This is a genomic window from Mucilaginibacter sp. P4_A11 (assembly GCF_056402535.1).
Map to the genome: position 1 here is coordinate 347,515 of NZ_JBFUHE010000002.1, position 16,418 is coordinate 363,932.

Below are 16,418 nucleotides of genomic sequence, written 5' to 3' on the forward strand. Positions count from 1 at the left end.
ATAGTTAAAAAGATTTATAACATTAATGAAACAATTCTTCAAATTCGTTCTGGCCACTATTGTAGGGGTAATAATTTCGGGGGTAATAATAGGTGTTGTAGGAGCCGTTCTCGTTATCGGCCTTATTGCATCAGCCGGCAGTGACAAAACGGTAGATGTTAACCCAAACTCTATTTTATACATGTCGCTTAAAAATCAAATAACAGAGCGCAGCCCCAATAACCCACTTGCCGGTCTGGATTTTTTAGGATTGAGTGAAGATAAATCAATCGGGTTGAATGATATCCTCGCCGATATTAAAAAGGCCAAAACCGACGATAATATTAAAGGCATCTATCTTGACGAAAGTTATATGAGCGCCGGCCAGGCCACTACCGAAGAGATCCGCAATGCACTTATCGACTTTAAAAAATCAGGCAAATTTATCATAGCTTACGCAGAAGTTTATACTCAGGGATTTTATTACCTGGCTTCAGTTGCCGATAAGGTTTATATTAACCCTAAAGGCATTTTTGAGTTTCACGGCTTCAGTTCGCAAACCACTTTCCTGAAAGGTGCGCTGGATAAATTAGGTATTGAAGCACAGATCATTAAAGTTGGGACCTTTAAAAGCGCGGTTGAGCCTTTGTTCCTTACTAAAATGAGCGATGCCAATAAACTACAGGTAACCTCCTATTTGGGTTCATTATATGATCATTTTTTAACCGGCATCAGCAAAAGCCGCGGTGTTAATAAAGACTCATTATTTACATATGCCGATAATATGCGCGTCCAGTTCCCGGAAGATGCCTATAAATTAAAGCTTGTTGATGGTTTAAAATATAAAGACGAGATCCTGGACGATTTGAAAAGACGTACCGGTACCGATTTAAAAGACGATCTGAAAAGCGTTGATCTAAGGGATTACGCCAAAAGTAAAAGTGATGATTCGGATGATAAAGGCGACGAGTCATCATCAAAAAACCGCATTGCCATTGTTTACGCATCGGGGGATATTACCGGCGGCGATGGCGATGACAACAACATTGGCTCAGAAACTATCTCAAAAGCATTACGCAAAGCCCGTTTAGACGATAAAGTTAAAGCCGTGGTATTGCGTGTAAATTCTCCGGGAGGTAGTTCGCTGGCTTCAGATGTGATCTGGCGCGAGGTAAAGCTCATTCATGCAAAGAAACCGATCATTGTTTCAATGGGCGATTATGCTGCATCTGGCGGTTATTATATTTCCTGCGCTGCAGATTCTATCATTGCGCAACCCAATACCATTACCGGCTCTATCGGTATCTTTGCCGTATTGCCTAATATGCAAAAATTGTTTAACGATAAGCTGGGTGTAACTTTTGACGGTGTCAAAACCGGCAAATATGCTGATCTGGGCGATATCAGCCGTCCGCTGAGCCCGGAGGAACGCCTGATATTACAAAACAGCGTAAATCGTGGCTACGATGAGTTTACCAAAGCCGTAGCCGAAGGCCGCGGTAAAACACAAGCCTATATTAACAGCATTGGCCAGGGCCGCGTGTGGACTGGTGAACAAGCCCTGAAAATTGGCCTGGTTGACCGTTTAGGAAATATAAATGATGCCATTACTTCAGCGGCTAAAAAAGCCAAGATCAAAACTTATAGCATTGTAAACTACCCTGAGCAAAAAAGCTTTTTCAACAAAGTGGGCAGCGGCTTAAGTGCCGAAGTGCAAACCCGCATTGTGAAAAATGAGCTTGGTGAAAATTACCGTGTTTATCAGCAGATAAAAGGCATTACCCAAATGATGCGTACCCCACAGGCCCGTTTGCCTTATGACCTGGTGATCAAATAAAATTTCATTAATACATTAATTTTGATTGTGAAAAGCTGCCCGAATGGGTGGCTTTTTTTATTAAAGAAAGATCTTTCCGCTTTTTAAAACAAATAAAAAAGCGTCATTTCGAGGTACGAAGCAATCACCTATTGGCAGATCCACCTGTATAGTTCGCGATTGCTTCGTACCTCGCAATGACGGTAGCTGGTAAACATCTTTTAAATACAATGCCCCTACCCCCTCTTCAAATAAGCATTCGGCACATTCTTCGGTACATAGTCAATTCCGTAAGCATGTTTTATAAGCAGGCTTACCACATCCATAATTGTTTGCTCTTTACGATGAAATTGTGGCAATGAGCCCATCATGGCATAACTTATCGGGTTTACAGCAGGTACAAAAGTTTCCCATTCATATCCCTTGCCCCAGATCAATCCATTAACCGTAATATACAGATCGGCGCCGTTTTGTAATAGAAAATGAAGCATATCAACAGAGCTATTTCCGTTTTGGTTCACCGTATGAAAAATAGGCGTATGCCCGCCGAAACCATTTTCATCATACGCTGCCGGAGCATTTACATCAGCTCCACGTTCCAAAAGTAATTTGGCACAGGCAAGGCTGTTATATTCGGCACAAAAATGCATTAATGTACCGCCGGTTAAGGGTGTATAGGTGTTATTATATAAGGAATAAGTTTTTTTAACAACGGAAGGATCTGCAACTATTGCTTCCTTTAATTTCTCTTCGTCATGTGCTAAAACAGCCAGTAGTGCCTTATCTTCGTACTCAAGTCCCGTATCAATAAATGACTGCACACAATCTTTAAACCGGGGGCCGCGGGCATACATTTCAACCATCATGGTAAAAACCGGCATCCCGTCATGAACTTCGTTCGGGCTACCCCCTTTTTTAAAATACGCTTTGATCTCATCAACAGCATGAGTTTCGGCTGCGTAAAGGATGTCAGTGTAATTTGGCATGACTTTAAATTAAATTACTTATTCTCTATCTTGATCTCGTTAAAATCAATAGCACCTTCTATATCTATCACAATTTCCTTACTTAAATATGCAGGGGCATCGCTTAAATAGCCAACTGCATAATATTTGCTGTGCTCCTTTATTATTTTAAGTACCCCGCCTTTCTGTTTTGAAACAATTGCAGGAAGGGGATCATTCATTCTTTTACTGTTACAAACAAAAACAAATGATTTATCTGGCTTCGTGCCGTAAAGCAGTTGTATCTTTTGCATAGGATATATTTTTATGTTTTTATAAACAAGGGTATCATTCTTATAAACGGCGTCTTGCGCGAATGCTACACCTATCTGTAAAATTGCAAAGCCCAATAAAATGATTACTTTTTTCATGAAGTGTGAATAGATGTTTGGTTTATCGAATATACTAATACTTTAAATCTCATTAGAAAGCTTCTTATAAAAACAAACCCACCGTATAAGCTGTCATTACAATGGCTTTTTGTATTTTTACCGCCTCATTGTATTTATGGAAAATAAACCCATAGCCCGTACGCTTCGTTTACTCTCGCAACTCATGGAACTCCATGAGGTTAATCCGTTCAAGATCAAATCGGTAGCTAATGCAGCTTTTAAGGTTGACAAGCTCCCCTTCCCTATCGCCGGTAAAAAACTGGATGAACTGGAAAAGATTGATGGTATAGGCAAAAGCATAGCCGGCAAAGTTGCCGAACTACTTGAAACCGGTACCATAGCCGAACTGCAGGAAATCCTGGATAAAACCCCCGCCGGTGTGGTTGAAATGATGGGCATTAAAGGCATCGGTCCTAAAAAGGTGGCTATTATCTGGAAAGAGCTGGGCATTGAAAATACCGGTGAGCTTTTTTATGCCTGCAATGAAAACCGCCTGATCGAGGCCAAAGGCTTTGGCCTTAAAACACAGGAGGAAATCCGCAAAGCTATCGAGTTTAGGATGGCGAGCAATGGTAAATTACTTTTCGCCCAGGTTGAAAAGGAAGCCAATGAGCTGATGGATGAGGTGAAAGCTATTTTCCCCGATGCGTTAAAACATTTTGCGGGCGAATTCAGGCGTTTGAACGAGATCATTACCGAAATTGTGATCGTGGTAGGCAGCCTTAACCAGGATGTTGCTTATAACGCATTGGCAAATTCCAAAATACTCAGCAACGTAATTAAAAATAAAAACCATATCCAGGGCGAGCTGCAAAATGGCTTGCTGGTTGATATTGTTTGCGTTGATAAAGCCGATTATTACAGAGAACTATTCATTAATACAGGTACCGACGACCATGTACAGGCCGTTTTCGACAGAATCAACGTACCTATCGAACAACCGGAAAGTGAGGAATTAATTTATACCAAAGCAGGTTTGGCCTGGATGCAGCCCGAATTGCGTGAAGGCACCTTATTTATTGAAAAAGCCGAAAAGAACGAGTTGCCAATCCTGATCAACTGGCACGACCTAAAGGGCACGCTCCATAACCACAGCACCTGGAGTGATGGGGTAAACAGCATTGAGGAGATGGCATTATACTGCCGCGATATCCTAAAACTGGAATACCTTGGCATGTGCGACCATAGCAAGAGCGCATTTTATGCCAAAGGGCTGAGCATTGAGCGGGTATTGCAACAACATGAAGAAATTGACGCCCTGAATAAAAAACTTGACGGCTTCCAGATCTTTAAAGGTATTGAATCGGATATTTTGTATGATGGCTCCCTTGATTACCCGGAAGAAATTCTGCAAAAATTTGATTTCATTGTAGCTTCTGTGCACTCTATCCTTAAAATGGACGAGGAGAAAGCAACTTCAAGGCTCATTACCGCCATCGAAAACCCATATACAACTATATTGGGGCACCCTACCGGCAGGCTTTTGCTTAGCCGCAGCGGTTATCCTATTAACTGTAAAAAAGTGATAGATGCCTGCGCAGCCAACAACGTGGTTATCGAAATCAACGCCAACCCTTTACGGCTCGACCTTGACTGGCGCTGGCACCAATATGCTTTGGACAAAGGCGTGATGCTTTCCATAAACCCAGATGCGCACCGCATTGAAGGCTTTACAGATATGCACTACGGCATCCTTGCAGCCCGTAAAGGCGGCCTATATAAAGAAATGTGCATGAATACCATGTCGTTGGCAGAAATCACGAAGACGTTTGCTAAAAAGAGAGGTTAGGAGAAAGAGATTAGAGGATGGAGATCAGAGATTAGGTAGAACAATCTGCTGCTGCCACTAATGAACAAATGAACTATTGAACCAATGAACCACTTAAGAGATAAAGTACAATCCATACAGGCAGCGGCTCATAAACCGGCAATACTGGTTATTGGTGACCTGATGGTTGACCATTATATATGGGGTAGCGCTACCCGCCTTTCGCCCGAGGCACCTGTGCCTATTGTAAATGTAAAAAACGAAACCACTACATTGGGTGGTGCAGGTAACGTGGTTCAAAACCTGGTATCGTTAGGGGCAAAAGTTATTGTTGCCGGTGTAATTGGTAACGACCAGGCGGCAGGTGAGCTAATTAAGATCCTGGCCGATGAAGGCGTTGAAACAGACACCATTATTAAGGACAGTAACCGCCCTACTACCGTTAAAACCCGTGTTGTGGTAGGCAGTCATCAACTGGTACGGGTTGACCGCGAGGTTACCGACGAAGTATCAGAAGCTATTGCCACTGAGCTGATCAGCAAACTAAGCAGCCATATCGATGGTGTGGATATGGTACTTTTGTCTGATTATAACAAAGGCTTGTTTTCGCCGTTTCTAACACAAGGCATTATCAGGGCGGCAAATGCTAAAAGCAAAAAAGTAATTATCGACCCCAAAGGGCTTAATTACGAAAAATACAAAGGAGCTTTTATCATCAAACCCAACCGTAAGGAGTTGTCAGAAGCTGCTAAAACGGAGAAGATCAACTCGATAGAAAGCTTGCAACAGGCCGGAAAGGTAATTTTTGAACAAACAGGGACGCAATATATAGTAGTTACCTTATCTGAAGAAGGCATGGTGATATTGAGCGAACAGGATTATCAAAGCTTACCAGTAAAGGCTACTGAAGTGTTTGATGTAACCGGTGCCGGCGATACCGTGCTGGCAACCATGGCCTACTTTATGGCGGGAGGGTTAAGCATTGAGGATTCATGCGAACTGGCCAACCATGCCGCCGCTATAGTGATCCGCCGCGTGGGCAGTGCAACAACTACTTTAGATGAGATTGTTGAAGATATATTAAGGGACGAAAAATAAGGCGAAAGGTAAAAGGTTAAAGGCGAAAGGTTGGAAGAATGTATATTTCATCGCCCAAACTAATGAACCAGTGAACAAATGAACTAATGAACCAACTTCAAAAAATATTAAACGAACTTAAAGATCACCAGGATACCCTGCAAAAGGTGATTGACACGCTTGGCGGCGATATCGAAGTTGCCTGCGAAATGATCACCTCAACCATAAAAAACGGTAATAAAGTATTGCTGGCCGGCAATGGCGGTAGTGCTGCCGATGCCCAGCATATTGCGGCCGAACTTACCGGGCGTTATGTAAAAGATCGTAAACCTTTACCGGGCATCGCCTTAACGGTTGATACTTCGGCACTTACATCCATTGCTAACGACTATGGTTACGAGCATGTATTTTCACGCCAATTAGAAGCCTTTGCCAGGCCGGGCGATCTGTTCATCGGTATTTCGACAAGTGGTAACAGTCCGGGGATACTGGCAGCTTTTGAGTCGGCTAAAAAGCTGGAGGTTAAAACATTAGGCCTTTCGGGCAGGGATGGCGGTAAAATGAACGGGCTTTGTGAGCTGAATATCATTGTGCCATCAAACATTACCGCGCGCATCCAGGAAATGCATATCCTTATCGGGCATATCTTGTGTACTGCTGTCGATGATCTTTTTGATTAATTAATTACCATAGAGATGCATCACATGCGTCTTTTCTAATGATACAGAGACGCGTGTGATGCGTCTCTACAGAAAAAAATAAATGAGGACAGGCGTCGAAAAAATACTTCTTGATAAAATAACTGATCTGCCATCGTTGCAGGCACAGATCAAAAACTGGCAGGCCGAAGGTAAAAAGGTGGTGTTTACCAATGGTGTTTTTGACCTGTTGCATATCGGGCACCTCACCTATCTGGCTAAAGCAGCCGAACTTGGCGACAAGCTGGTGATTGGTCTTAATGCTGATAGTTCGGTAAGGAGAATTAAAGGCCCAACCCGCCCGGTGAACGATCAAAACAGCCGTGCAGCCTTATTAGCAGCGCTGTTTTTTGTAGATGCTATTGTTGTTTTTGAAGAAGATACCCCGCTCAACCTGATCAGTTCCCTCCTTCCGGATATCCTGGTAAAGGGTGCTGATTATGCAGTTGAAAACATTGTAGGCGCTAAAGAAGTGATAGCCAACGGGGGCGAGGTTAAAACAATTAATTTTGTTGAAGGATACTCATCCACCTCAATAATTGAAAAAATCAGGAACCAGATTTCCTGAGTACTAATAACGGCATGAAGATACTGGTGATCCGCTTTAGTTCGATGGGTGATATAATTTATACCACGCCTGTTGTACGCTGTCTCAAAAAGCAGGTCCCCAATGCCGAAGTTCACTTTTTAACCAAACCGGCCTTTAAATATATTTACGATAATAACCCTTACGTTGATAAACTGCTGTTACTCAAACCCTCATTTACAGACACTATCAACGAGATCAAGGCCGAAAAGTACGATCAGATCATTGATCTGCACAATAACATTCGTACAAGTATCATCAAGCTGCGCACAGGTATCAAGGCATCGACCTACAAAAAACAGCCAATCCTGAAATGGCTTAGTTTAAAGTTGAAACGGAACCTGGTAAGTAAGGAGCATTTGGTTGACAGGTATTTAAAAGCTACTAAGTTTTTAGGCGTTGTTAATGACGATAATCCGATTGACTATTATATCAAAGCCGAGCATGATATAACCAAATTGCTCCCTGCCAGTCACCAAAATGGCTATGTCGCTTTTGTAATAGGTGCTACCCATTTTACCAAGCGCATGCCTAATTACAAGATCATCAGCATTTGCAGGCAGCTTAATTTACCTGTTTTACTATTAGGAGGCAATGATGTAAAGGCAAATGGTGATGAAATAGCTGCGGCAGTTGGCACTTCGGTTTATAATGCCTGCGGAGTAACATCGCTTGATGAGTCGGTTTTCCTGGTATCAAAAGCGCAAAGTCTTATCGGTTTTGATACTGGTCTAACCCATATTGCCGAAGCATTTAACGTGCCGATAGCCTCGGTTTGGGGTGGTACAACGCCCGACTTGCTGGGTGTTTGGCCTTATAAAGTAAAAGAAACGCTGATTGCCGGCATTGAATTATCTTGCCGCCCCTGCTCCAAATTTGGGCTTGAAAAATGTCCGCTCGGGCACTTTAAGTGTATGAATGATATGCCGGAGGCTGATATCGTAAATTTTTCCAATCGCTAATCGCGATCATAAAATATTGCGTAAGTTATACTTACAAACACACTACTGTTAATATTTCACAAAAAAACATCAGATAGCTTTTAATGTTAGTGTATTTGTATAATTTTGTACATTAACTTAAATCCCTTACACGATGAAAAAAACCTTACTCAGCCTGTGCCTTTTAATGGCATCTTTCGCAGCATTTGCTCAATTACCAACTATTGGTTTTAAAGGAGGCGTAAACTTCGCAACGTTAAATGCTTCGGCAAGCGGTACCAATCTCTCTGTTACATCAGGTACTTTAACTACTTTTAATGTCGGCGCTTTTGTTGATTTTAAATTTGGAAATGTTTCATTACAACCAGCCCTTAACTATACTGGTAAAGGCGGAAAATTTAGTGTTTCTACTGAAGATTTTGATGGTTCAGCTCAAATTAAATTATACTATCTCCAGGTACCAGTAAATGTTGTTTACCATGTACCTGCAGTTGTTGGTGATTTTTACTTCGGAGCCGGCCCATATGTAGGCGTAGGTATATCAGGTAAAACTAAAGACAGTGACGGAAGCACGGCAGATGTGAAATTTGGCAGCGACGGTGATGTCAAAAGAACTGATATTGGCGCAAATGCCATTGTCGGATTTAAATTTAAAACTGGTTTCCTGATCAATGCTAACTATGATTTGGGCTTATCAAACATTGCTAACGACAATACAGGTAAACTTAAAAACCGAGTTTTCGGTATTTCAGTTGGTTACGCGTTTTAATTAACCGATGGAAAAAAATAAGAGATCTTTTAATCATCTTAAAAAAGGAGGAGCTGTTGCTTCTCCTTTTTTATTTAGTATTATTGGAAACTTATTGAAAATGTTTCACGTTATATTAACAAAGCCATAATATCATAAACCGATCGCTAACCTGTTTAAAATCATGAAAAAATTATTATTAATACGCCATGCAAAAGCTACCCATGAAAGCGGTTATGTTGATTTTGACAGGCCTTTAAAGCAATCGGGCATGCAGGATTCGGTTTTAATGGCTACCCTTTTAAAAGGACAATTACAAATCCCCCAAACTATAATAACCAGCCCGGCGCTTCGTACCAAAACCACTGCCGAGATCTTTGCCAATCACTTTAAATTACCTGCTCCGGGTGAGGATAAAAGGATTTACGAAGCCAGTGAAAATACATGGGTTAAAGTAATTAATAGCTTGCCCGATGAATATGATTTCATTGGCATAGTTGGCCACAACCCGGGCATAAGCCAAATATTATACTATCTCACAAGCCAGCTAAAAGAGATGCCCACCTGCGCAGTGGCCGTCATTACGTTTGAAAATGATACCTGGCAATCTATCAGTGAAGAAGATGGAAAATTGGTGCATTTTGATTCGCCGAAGGGATAGCGTTGAGTCCGAAAGTCTGGAAAGTCGGCAAGTCCGGAAGAGGCCAATTTTAGATAATTCGCTTTTGGACACTTGAGCGCCCACTGACTTTCTGCGCTTTCCGGCTAATCACTAAAATGTCTTTCGGACTTTCGGGCCGCGGACTTGCGGACTAACAATCAATTCACCCGATAAGTTTTCCCCGGCAGCGAGCTGATATATCCCTGCATTTCCATATTAAGCAGGTTCATTGCCAGCTGGCTCATAGGCATGTTGGCCCTTAACGTCAGATCGTCAATGGCAACCGGTGTACTGTTTTGCCGCAGAATCTCCATGATCAGCAGTTCATCATCCGACAGATCAAACGGCAGCATAAATTGTTCAACAGGTTTACTTACATCGTTCTTTTCCCAGCCCAGGCTAAAAGCCAGATCGGCAACACAGGTCAGCAGGCTTGCTTTATTATTACGGATCAGGAAGTTACAACCTTCAGAAAATTCATCACCCAACCTCCCAGGAAAAGCGAATACATCCCGATTATAGGAATTAGCTATTTCGGCCGTAATGAGTGCCCCTCCTTTAATGCTGGCTTCAATCACCACGGTTGCATCGGCAATGCCGGCAACTATACGGTTACGCTGCGGAAAGTTTTCCCTGTCGGGATTGGTGCCTGAAGGATATTCGGATAATAAACCACCATTTTGGAGCATTTTATCGGCAGTAGCACGATTTTGGGCAGGATAAAGCCTGTCTAGCCCATGACCAAGTACGCCTACGGTTGGCAGGTTTAATTTCACGCATTCTTTATGTGCTGCCACATCAATACCATGCGCCAGTCCGCTTACTATCAATACATTATATTGCTGTAATTCCTCAACTAACTGATGGCACAACTGCTTACCATAGTCGGTAGCGTTGCGGGTGCCCACAATACTAATTACATGGGGCGGGTTAAGTTCCATTTTCCCCTTCGCGTACATCAGCACCGGCGAATCATGACAGTTTTTTAAACGTTTAGGGTAGCAGGAGTCGGTATAAAAAATAACTTCTATTCCATTTTGTTCTATAAACTTCAGTTCCTTTTCGGCCTGCTTCAAAGCATCGTCAAAGTCCCATTTTATAGCGCGCTTCTCTCCTATTCCCGGGATCCTGATCATCTTTTCGGGCGAAGCTTTAAACACTTCCTCCTCGCTACCCAAGTATGCGATCAGGGATTTGGCCGCTACCGGCCCAAGGTTTTTAACAAAAGATAAAGCTACTTTATGGAGTAATGACATTGGGTTTAGATGTGCAGATTATAGATTACAGCCCCGCAAATTATAAATATTCGGCCGATTTTCAAGTAGGATCGGACGGTATTTGTATGTAATATAATCGGACTGAATGTTCTACTTAGCCTTAAAATACATGCTTTCCTTACATAATTTGCATCTGCACATCCATAATCTGCACATCCACCAAAAAACTACAAAAATAGTTTGTAAACTATAAAAATAGTTATACCTTTATATAACTATAAAAATAGTTTACTATGCACATTAAAGAACTAACCAAGGCCGAAGAGCAGATAATGCAGATCCTTTGGCAGCTGAAGGAAGCCATTGTTAAAGATATTATTGAAGAGATGTCTGAGCCTAAACCTGCTTACAACACCGTATCGACTGTAGTAAGGGTACTGGAAGGCAAGGGCTTTATCGACCATAAAGCTTACGGCAACTCGCATGTTTATTTTCCCCTTATCAGCGACGCGGAATACAAAAAATTCACTTTTGATAAGATGATGAAAAACTATTTCAGCAACTCCTATCAAAGTTTGGTATCGTTTATTGTTGACGAAAAGAACATCAGCGTAAAGGAACTGGACGAGCTAACATCATTAATTGATCAACTCAAAAGCAAAAAACAATGAACTGGCTGCATTACCTCCTCGAGGCAAATTTGTACTTGTGTGTATTTTATGCCGGGTATTGCCTGTTTTTAAATAAAGAGACCCACTACACCTTAAACCGTGTATACCTGCTGCTAAGTTGTGTAGTTTCATTTGTTTTGCCGATAATGCAAGTTGGCTGGTTAAAGCCGATGGAGGCTGCAGCAAAAACGGTTGTTATTATTCCACAAACGGGTTACCAAACAACGGTACAAAAGCTTGCCGTACAACCAACTTTAACCTTTCATGATGTTTTAATTTATGCCTATCTACTTGGTATAATAGTACTTACCACCGTACTCTTTATCAGGCTTTATCAACTGGCAAAACTGACAAAGACTACCAAAACTTTGGTAGATGACAAGTATAAACTCATCAATATAGAAGGATCGAATACTGCCTTTTCCTTCTTTAACTACCTTTTTATCGGCACAAAAACTGAGGCAAACAATATCATTATCAGGCACGAACTGGTACACATCCGTCAAAAACATTCGGCCGATATTGTTTTCCTGGAGCTGATCAAGATCATCAATTGGTTTAACCCGCTTATTTATCTATTACAGATTAGCCTGAAAACCATACACGAATATATAGCCGATGAGCAAACAGCCGCGCAGGAAAGTGATGCCCTCAGCTATTCGTCATTTTTGGTGAGTAACGCTTACGGATTAAACGGTTCGCCCCTGGCGCATTCATTTTTCAATTATAACTTATTAAAAAAGAGGATAATCATGTTAAACCAAAAACGTTCGGGGAAATTAGCCAGGCTAAAATACCTCGTGGCCGTACCCATAAGCGCCGGACTGCTTTGCGCGTCGACCTTAGTATTCAGTAAAAGCTATGGATTTATTGATCTGATGCCAGGCCGCAAAACTACATCTTTCACTGCTGCTGCCATCCATAATCCAGTTGTCGACACCTCACAAATCAACAAAGTATCGACCACCGCCAAAGGTTATAAGTATGAAGAAACCGGTTATCTTATTAATAAAAAAACCGATTTCCGGGTGATCATTACCGAAAAGAACGGCGAGCAAAAAGAGTACTATAAAAGCAAAGCAACACCAGAGGAGTTGGCCACGCTGAAGAGTAAATATGGCTATACGTTCCCTAAAATGTTAATTTATCCAAAACTTCCGCCGCCACCACCTGCTCCGCCTGCTCCGACGGCAAAAGGTAAAACACCTAAAGTTGCTGATGTAAAACTTCCTCCACCGCCGCCACCTGCCAGCCCCGTAAAAGCAAAAAGGGCCCCTAAAGTAGTAGAAGTAACACCAGCCGCTCCGGTAGAAGCCCCTTCACCTGCTGAACCCGGCTCACCACAACCGCCGCCACCGCCGCCGGCCAACCCTTTTGACGCTCTTTACAAATACGTTGCTAAACATGTAAGATATCCCGCGAAAGCACGTCAAAATAATATATGGGGAAGAGAAATTGTGAGCATTCATATTGCAGACAATAAAATCAGCCAGTCTAAAATAGTGAAGAGTCTCGACCCGCAAATTGATGCAGAGGTATTAAGGGTGGTAAATAACTACGATGGGCAAATTGGAATAAAACAAGGAACTTATAACGTTGATATTGCAATGGTGATTGTAACTGAAGACAACGGCAAAACTGCTTTTGAACTTCAAAGTAAAATCACAGATCCTAATGCATCAGGCTATGAAGGCACTGCATTAAGCCAGGTGGTGATTGCGTGTTACCCCGCCAAAAAGTAGAAACATCTCCATTAGTAACTGAACGTTACTTCTAATTGCCGACCGGCTCAAACCGTCCCGGCAATTTTCTGCGTTACATCCACTCCTCTTCCTTAAATCTCCTCTTTCACAAATAGTTAAATAATTTCATTTGATATCCAAAAGTTTGTAACTTAGTGTATATCCTATAAAATTTCAATCAAACAAGGCAAACCTATCAAAATACGCTTTGTTTAACAAGTACCAATTATACTTTCTGAACCTTACCGCTACGCTGATTTTGTTCATTTTTAAACTTTATATTATGAAAAAGTTCGGTATTATTTTAGCAATTGTGGGCATTGTGATGCTTATTGCAGGTAATTTTTTCTATAAGCATACTATAAACGCTGTGGATAGCTCAGGCAGTTCAATTATTACTACCGGCTTAAATGGCGGATGGACATTTAAACTACCTGTTTTTGCCGGTGGTGCCTTATTTTTCCTTGGTTTTGTTTTCTGGGCAGCATCACGCACTGACAATCAGCACCATGATCACTTGATATAGAAAGTTCACACCGCATTTTATAAATTATTTCTCGCAAAGACGCGAAGACGCAAAGTAATTCCCTTGGCACCTTCGAGTCTTTGTGTGCATATCTATAAACGCAAAGTGAAGTTAAAGCGGGACTATCCCTTCACATATATCACCTGTTTCGTTTCAAAAAACTCTTCTTTAAAATAGTCTTTCAGGTGATATTGGGCAACCTTTAAACCCGATTCTTTGATCTCCTGATCAAGGTCACCGCCCTTTAAATACAGAATACCATTGGGAAGTTTATTGCTTGATTGCTTGCTGAATTTACCTTTCACCCATGGATAAAAATCCTTTAACTGAGTAACGGCACGCGATACAACGAAGTCAAATTTATCTGCTATTTGCTCGGCCCGCGCGTGCGATGCCTTTACATTTTTAAGGCCTAAAGCAGCAGCAACTTCGGTTACAACCTTAATCTTTTTCCCTATTGAATCAACTAAATGAAACTGTGTTTCGGGAAATAAAATAGCAAGCGGAATGCCCGGAAAACCGCCGCCGGTGCCCACGTCAAGTACATTTTCGCCGGGCGAAAAAGCCATAACTTTAGCAATTCCGAGCGAGTGAAGCACATGTCGTTCGTACAAAAGATCAATATCTTTGCGGGAGATTACGTTGATCTGGCTGTTCCAATGTTCATATAAAGCCGGCAATTTTTCAAATTGCGCAAGCTGTTCAGCACTTAAATCGGGGAAATATTGTAGAATTATTTCAGATGTCATCCCTGTTAAAACGATTAATAATATTGCCAAGAAGGTACCTCGCCCTAAATAATTGAGCCTTTACAGTCCCCAAAGGAAGATCCAGCTGCTGGGCTATTTCTTCGTAGGAAAGCTCATCAAAATAACGCAAAGTAATGAGATTTCTGTAGCGGGTAGGCAGGCTTTCTATCAGCAATTTCAGCTCCTGAGTTTGTTGTTTTTTGATAGATGTTTCTTCAGGATTGAGAATATCAGCCTTAATTTGCAGCGGTTTTTCATCACCTTCATCATCCATCATACCATGGATAGACATGGTACTTAATTTCTTTTTGCGGATAAAATCAATGCAATTATTAGTCGCGACCCTGAAAAGCCATGTACTAAAAGCAAAATCAGGCTGGTATTTTTCAAGCTTTTCAAATGCTTTGGCAAACGTTTCAACCGTTAAATCCATAGCATCTTCCTTGTTATTTACCATCTTCAGCACCATAAAATAAATCGAATCCTTATAACGGTGCATCAGATCAGCGTAAGCTTTTTGATCTCCCTGCCTGGCCTTCACTACCAGGTGAAAATCATTCTTTGCATTTTCGGTAAAGTTGGCGTTTATTTCCATTGAGTAGTTTTTAAAAAGGTACCGATCAATCCAAAAACGTTTAAATACATATAGTAAAATATGTCAAAAAAGGGGAGATACCACAAAAGGTCTTTGCCACTAAGTTTTTTAAATATACGATTATAAATGGCCATTTGTAATATCAACCGAAAAACGCACAAACCTAATGCCAGTAACGGCTCATATCTTAAAATAAGGAATAATATTAACAAAATATAGAATATAAAGCCACTAACTGCATCAAAACTAAGCATCCGCCTGTGCTGGTTTTTATATAGCTTACCTACCCCCATATGGCGTTTTTTTTGCTTAAACCACGATTTAAAAGTGGTTTTGGCCTCAGTAAACATAAACGATTCCGGGTTTAATTCCACAACCGTATTATCGGCAGTAGCGTGCTGATTAACAAACAGGTCGTCATCGCCCGATATTACATGCATGTGTGATGCAAAGCCTTTTGCACTAAAAAACAACGATTTTGTATAGGCCAGGTTACGGCCAATACCCATATAAGGATCGCCGGTTAACGCGCTCGACAGGTAATTTGTTGCCGTTTTTATCGTTTCAAAGCGGGTAAAAGTATTAATAAAGCCGCCGGTTTTATAGTAAGGAGAGTAGCCTAAAACAATCTGCACCCCACTGGTAAAATTAGCGGCCATACGGCTAATCCAATTTTCGGATGCCGGCTTACAATCTGCATCGGTAAATAAAAGGTACTCATTTTTTGAGGCTTTGATTCCCAGTGTAAGTGCAAATTTTTTCCCGGTTTTAAAGCGGTCATGTTCAGTAATGGTAACAACTTTCAGGCGGGCGTACTGCTTTTGCAACGTTTCCAATACTTCGTCAGATGTGTCGTATGAACAATCGTTAATAACAATAACCTCAAAATCGGGATAGTTTTGCTCCAATATGGATGGCAGGTTTTCCTGTAAATTACGAGCCTCATTACGGGCGCTGATAATAACGGAAACGGGGATCATCACCTGGGGCGGAGGCCCTTCGGTGGGTTTAAAGCCTGCAAGACGGGTATGCCTGCTTACCAGGTAATATAGCTGAACTATAAAACAAAGCTGAAAAAGAATAAAAAGTGCGTCGTGTAAGTACGTTTCCAAACAAAAAAAATAATGAGGCAAATTTGTTAAAAATCAATGAAATTAAGGCTCAATATCAGCGTTAATTTGAAGTTTAATATACTCTTATTTAATCCCCCTCAAAATAAAAGTACTTTAATTAACATGGTTTTAATAT

At 41.4% G+C, this 16,418-nt stretch carries 17 protein-coding genes; 11 read left to right on the forward strand and 6 right to left on the reverse strand.

What is annotated here, in order from left to right:
* Nucleotides 1-25: 25 nt before the first annotated feature.
* Nucleotides 26-1,816, forward strand: coding sequence for a signal peptide peptidase SppA (gene sppA, locus AC1DUD_RS05315; RefSeq protein ID WP_477372333.1), 1,791 nt, complete (start codon nucleotides 26-28; stop codon nucleotides 1,814-1,816).
* 215 nt (nucleotides 1,817-2,031) lie between these two features.
* On the opposite strand, the gene AC1DUD_RS05320 is transcribed toward sppA, so the two are convergent.
* A complete protein-coding gene (locus AC1DUD_RS05320) occupies nucleotides 2,032-2,781 on the reverse strand; it encodes an ankyrin repeat domain-containing protein (protein WP_477372335.1) in 750 nt (249 codons plus the stop codon).
* Nucleotides 2,782-2,795: 14 nt separating this feature from the next.
* The gene (locus tag AC1DUD_RS05325) at nucleotides 2,796-3,170 is read right to left on the reverse strand and encodes a hypothetical protein (RefSeq protein ID WP_477372337.1); all 375 of its coding nucleotides are present in this window, start codon (nucleotides 3,168-3,170) and stop codon (nucleotides 2,796-2,798) included.
* A 136-nt stretch (nucleotides 3,171-3,306) separates the two neighbouring features.
* On the opposite strand from AC1DUD_RS05325, the gene AC1DUD_RS05330 reads away from it, so the two are divergent.
* From AC1DUD_RS05330 to AC1DUD_RS05360, 7 genes are all read left to right on the forward strand, one after another.
* The gene (locus tag AC1DUD_RS05330) at nucleotides 3,307-4,980 is read left to right on the forward strand and encodes a helix-hairpin-helix domain-containing protein (RefSeq protein WP_477372339.1); all 1,674 of its coding nucleotides are present in this window, start codon (nucleotides 3,307-3,309) and stop codon (nucleotides 4,978-4,980) included.
* A gap of 84 nt (nucleotides 4,981-5,064) precedes the next feature.
* The gene (gene rfaE1, locus AC1DUD_RS05335; RefSeq protein WP_477372341.1) at nucleotides 5,065-6,057 is read left to right on the forward strand and encodes a D-glycero-beta-D-manno-heptose-7-phosphate kinase; all 993 of its coding nucleotides are present in this window, start codon (nucleotides 5,065-5,067) and stop codon (nucleotides 6,055-6,057) included.
* An 86-nt stretch (nucleotides 6,058-6,143) separates the two neighbouring features.
* Nucleotides 6,144-6,716 (forward strand): D-sedoheptulose 7-phosphate isomerase, encoded by a 573-nt coding sequence (locus AC1DUD_RS05340; RefSeq protein WP_477372343.1) that lies wholly within the window; start codon nucleotides 6,144-6,146, stop codon nucleotides 6,714-6,716.
* 82 nt (nucleotides 6,717-6,798) lie between these two features.
* On the forward strand, nucleotides 6,799-7,302 hold the full coding sequence (gene rfaE2 / locus AC1DUD_RS05345; RefSeq protein WP_477372345.1) for a D-glycero-beta-D-manno-heptose 1-phosphate adenylyltransferase: 504 nt from the start codon (nucleotides 6,799-6,801) through the stop codon (nucleotides 7,300-7,302).
* Nucleotides 7,303-7,316: 14 nt separating this feature from the next.
* On the forward strand, nucleotides 7,317-8,282 hold the full coding sequence (locus AC1DUD_RS05350; protein WP_477372347.1) for a glycosyltransferase family 9 protein: 966 nt from the start codon (nucleotides 7,317-7,319) through the stop codon (nucleotides 8,280-8,282).
* A 133-nt stretch (nucleotides 8,283-8,415) separates the two neighbouring features.
* Nucleotides 8,416-9,030 carry a porin family protein gene (locus AC1DUD_RS05355; RefSeq protein WP_477372349.1) on the forward strand — a complete coding sequence of 205 codons (615 nt, stop codon included), beginning with the start codon at nucleotides 8,416-8,418 and terminating at the stop codon, nucleotides 9,028-9,030.
* A 163-nt stretch (nucleotides 9,031-9,193) separates the two neighbouring features.
* Nucleotides 9,194-9,670: a SixA phosphatase family protein gene (locus AC1DUD_RS05360; protein WP_477372351.1), complete on the forward strand. Its 477-nt coding sequence runs from the start codon at nucleotides 9,194-9,196 to the stop codon at nucleotides 9,668-9,670.
* A gap of 158 nt (nucleotides 9,671-9,828) precedes the next feature.
* On the opposite strand, the gene dprA is transcribed toward AC1DUD_RS05360, so the two are convergent.
* Entirely contained in the window at nucleotides 9,829-10,926 is a 1,098-nt protein-coding gene (dprA, locus tag AC1DUD_RS05365) for a DNA-processing protein DprA (RefSeq protein WP_477372353.1), read from the reverse strand.
* Nucleotides 10,927-11,180: 254 nt separating this feature from the next.
* On the opposite strand from dprA, the gene AC1DUD_RS05370 reads away from it, so the two are divergent.
* The 3 genes from AC1DUD_RS05370 to AC1DUD_RS05380 all read left to right on the forward strand — a co-directional run bounded on the left by AC1DUD_RS05370 (nucleotide 11,181) and on the right by AC1DUD_RS05380 (nucleotide 13,826).
* A complete protein-coding gene (locus AC1DUD_RS05370) occupies nucleotides 11,181-11,558 on the forward strand; it encodes a BlaI/MecI/CopY family transcriptional regulator (protein ID WP_477372355.1) in 378 nt (125 codons plus the stop codon).
* Nucleotides 11,555-13,300 carry a M56 family metallopeptidase gene (locus tag AC1DUD_RS05375; protein ID WP_477372357.1) on the forward strand — a complete coding sequence of 582 codons (1,746 nt, stop codon included), beginning with the start codon at nucleotides 11,555-11,557 and terminating at the stop codon, nucleotides 13,298-13,300. The genes AC1DUD_RS05370 and AC1DUD_RS05375 overlap by 4 nt, the downstream gene beginning before the upstream one ends.
* 283 nt (nucleotides 13,301-13,583) lie before the next feature.
* On the forward strand, nucleotides 13,584-13,826 hold the full coding sequence (locus tag AC1DUD_RS05380) for a hypothetical protein (RefSeq protein WP_091162272.1): 243 nt from the start codon (nucleotides 13,584-13,586) through the stop codon (nucleotides 13,824-13,826).
* Nucleotides 13,827-13,948: 122 nt separating this feature from the next.
* Here AC1DUD_RS05380 and rsmG read toward each other — a convergent pair whose 3' ends face one another.
* Genes rsmG through AC1DUD_RS05395 form a run of 3 tightly spaced genes read right to left on the reverse strand, consistent with a single transcriptional unit; the run spans nucleotide 13,949 to nucleotide 16,282 of the window.
* Complete coding sequence (gene rsmG, locus AC1DUD_RS05385; RefSeq protein WP_477372359.1) at nucleotides 13,949-14,575, reverse strand: 16S rRNA (guanine(527)-N(7))-methyltransferase RsmG; 627 nt, start codon at nucleotides 14,573-14,575, stop codon at nucleotides 13,949-13,951.
* The gene (locus AC1DUD_RS05390; RefSeq protein WP_091210688.1) at nucleotides 14,565-15,170 is read right to left on the reverse strand and encodes an RNA polymerase sigma factor; all 606 of its coding nucleotides are present in this window, start codon (nucleotides 15,168-15,170) and stop codon (nucleotides 14,565-14,567) included. The genes rsmG and AC1DUD_RS05390 overlap by 11 nt, the downstream gene beginning before the upstream one ends.
* Nucleotides 15,161-16,282 carry a glycosyltransferase gene (locus tag AC1DUD_RS05395; protein WP_477372361.1) on the reverse strand — a complete coding sequence of 374 codons (1,122 nt, stop codon included), beginning with the start codon at nucleotides 16,280-16,282 and terminating at the stop codon, nucleotides 15,161-15,163. The genes AC1DUD_RS05390 and AC1DUD_RS05395 overlap by 10 nt, the downstream gene beginning before the upstream one ends.
* Nucleotides 16,283-16,418 lie beyond the last annotated feature (136 nt).

Excerpts from the sequence above, each read along its gene's own strand:
- sppA (WP_477372333.1), top strand. The coding sequence starts at position 26 with ATGAAACAATTCTTCAAATTCGTTCTGGCCACTATTGTAGGGGTAATA.
- AC1DUD_RS05320 (WP_477372335.1), bottom strand. The coding sequence starts at position 2,781 with ATGCCAAATTACACTGACATCCTTTACGCAGCCGAAACTCATGCTGTT.
- AC1DUD_RS05325 (WP_477372337.1), bottom strand. The coding sequence starts at position 3,170 with ATGAAAAAAGTAATCATTTTATTGGGCTTTGCAATTTTACAGATAGGT.
- AC1DUD_RS05330 (WP_477372339.1), top strand. The coding sequence starts at position 3,307 with ATGGAAAATAAACCCATAGCCCGTACGCTTCGTTTACTCTCGCAACTC.
- rfaE1 (WP_477372341.1), top strand. The coding sequence starts at position 5,065 with ATGAACCACTTAAGAGATAAAGTACAATCCATACAGGCAGCGGCTCAT.
- AC1DUD_RS05340 (WP_477372343.1), top strand. The coding sequence starts at position 6,144 with ATGAACCAACTTCAAAAAATATTAAACGAACTTAAAGATCACCAGGAT.
- rfaE2 (WP_477372345.1), top strand. The coding sequence starts at position 6,799 with ATGAGGACAGGCGTCGAAAAAATACTTCTTGATAAAATAACTGATCTG.
- AC1DUD_RS05350 (WP_477372347.1), top strand. The coding sequence starts at position 7,317 with ATGAAGATACTGGTGATCCGCTTTAGTTCGATGGGTGATATAATTTAT.
- AC1DUD_RS05355 (WP_477372349.1), top strand. The coding sequence starts at position 8,416 with ATGAAAAAAACCTTACTCAGCCTGTGCCTTTTAATGGCATCTTTCGCA.
- AC1DUD_RS05360 (WP_477372351.1), top strand. The coding sequence starts at position 9,194 with ATGAAAAAATTATTATTAATACGCCATGCAAAAGCTACCCATGAAAGC.
- dprA (WP_477372353.1), bottom strand. The coding sequence starts at position 10,926 with ATGTCATTACTCCATAAAGTAGCTTTATCTTTTGTTAAAAACCTTGGG.
- AC1DUD_RS05370 (WP_477372355.1), top strand. The coding sequence starts at position 11,181 with ATGCACATTAAAGAACTAACCAAGGCCGAAGAGCAGATAATGCAGATC.
- AC1DUD_RS05375 (WP_477372357.1), top strand. The coding sequence starts at position 11,555 with ATGAACTGGCTGCATTACCTCCTCGAGGCAAATTTGTACTTGTGTGTA.
- AC1DUD_RS05380 (WP_091162272.1), top strand. The coding sequence starts at position 13,584 with ATGAAAAAGTTCGGTATTATTTTAGCAATTGTGGGCATTGTGATGCTT.
- rsmG (WP_477372359.1), bottom strand. The coding sequence starts at position 14,575 with ATGACATCTGAAATAATTCTACAATATTTCCCCGATTTAAGTGCTGAA.
- AC1DUD_RS05390 (WP_091210688.1), bottom strand. The coding sequence starts at position 15,170 with ATGGAAATAAACGCCAACTTTACCGAAAATGCAAAGAATGATTTTCAC.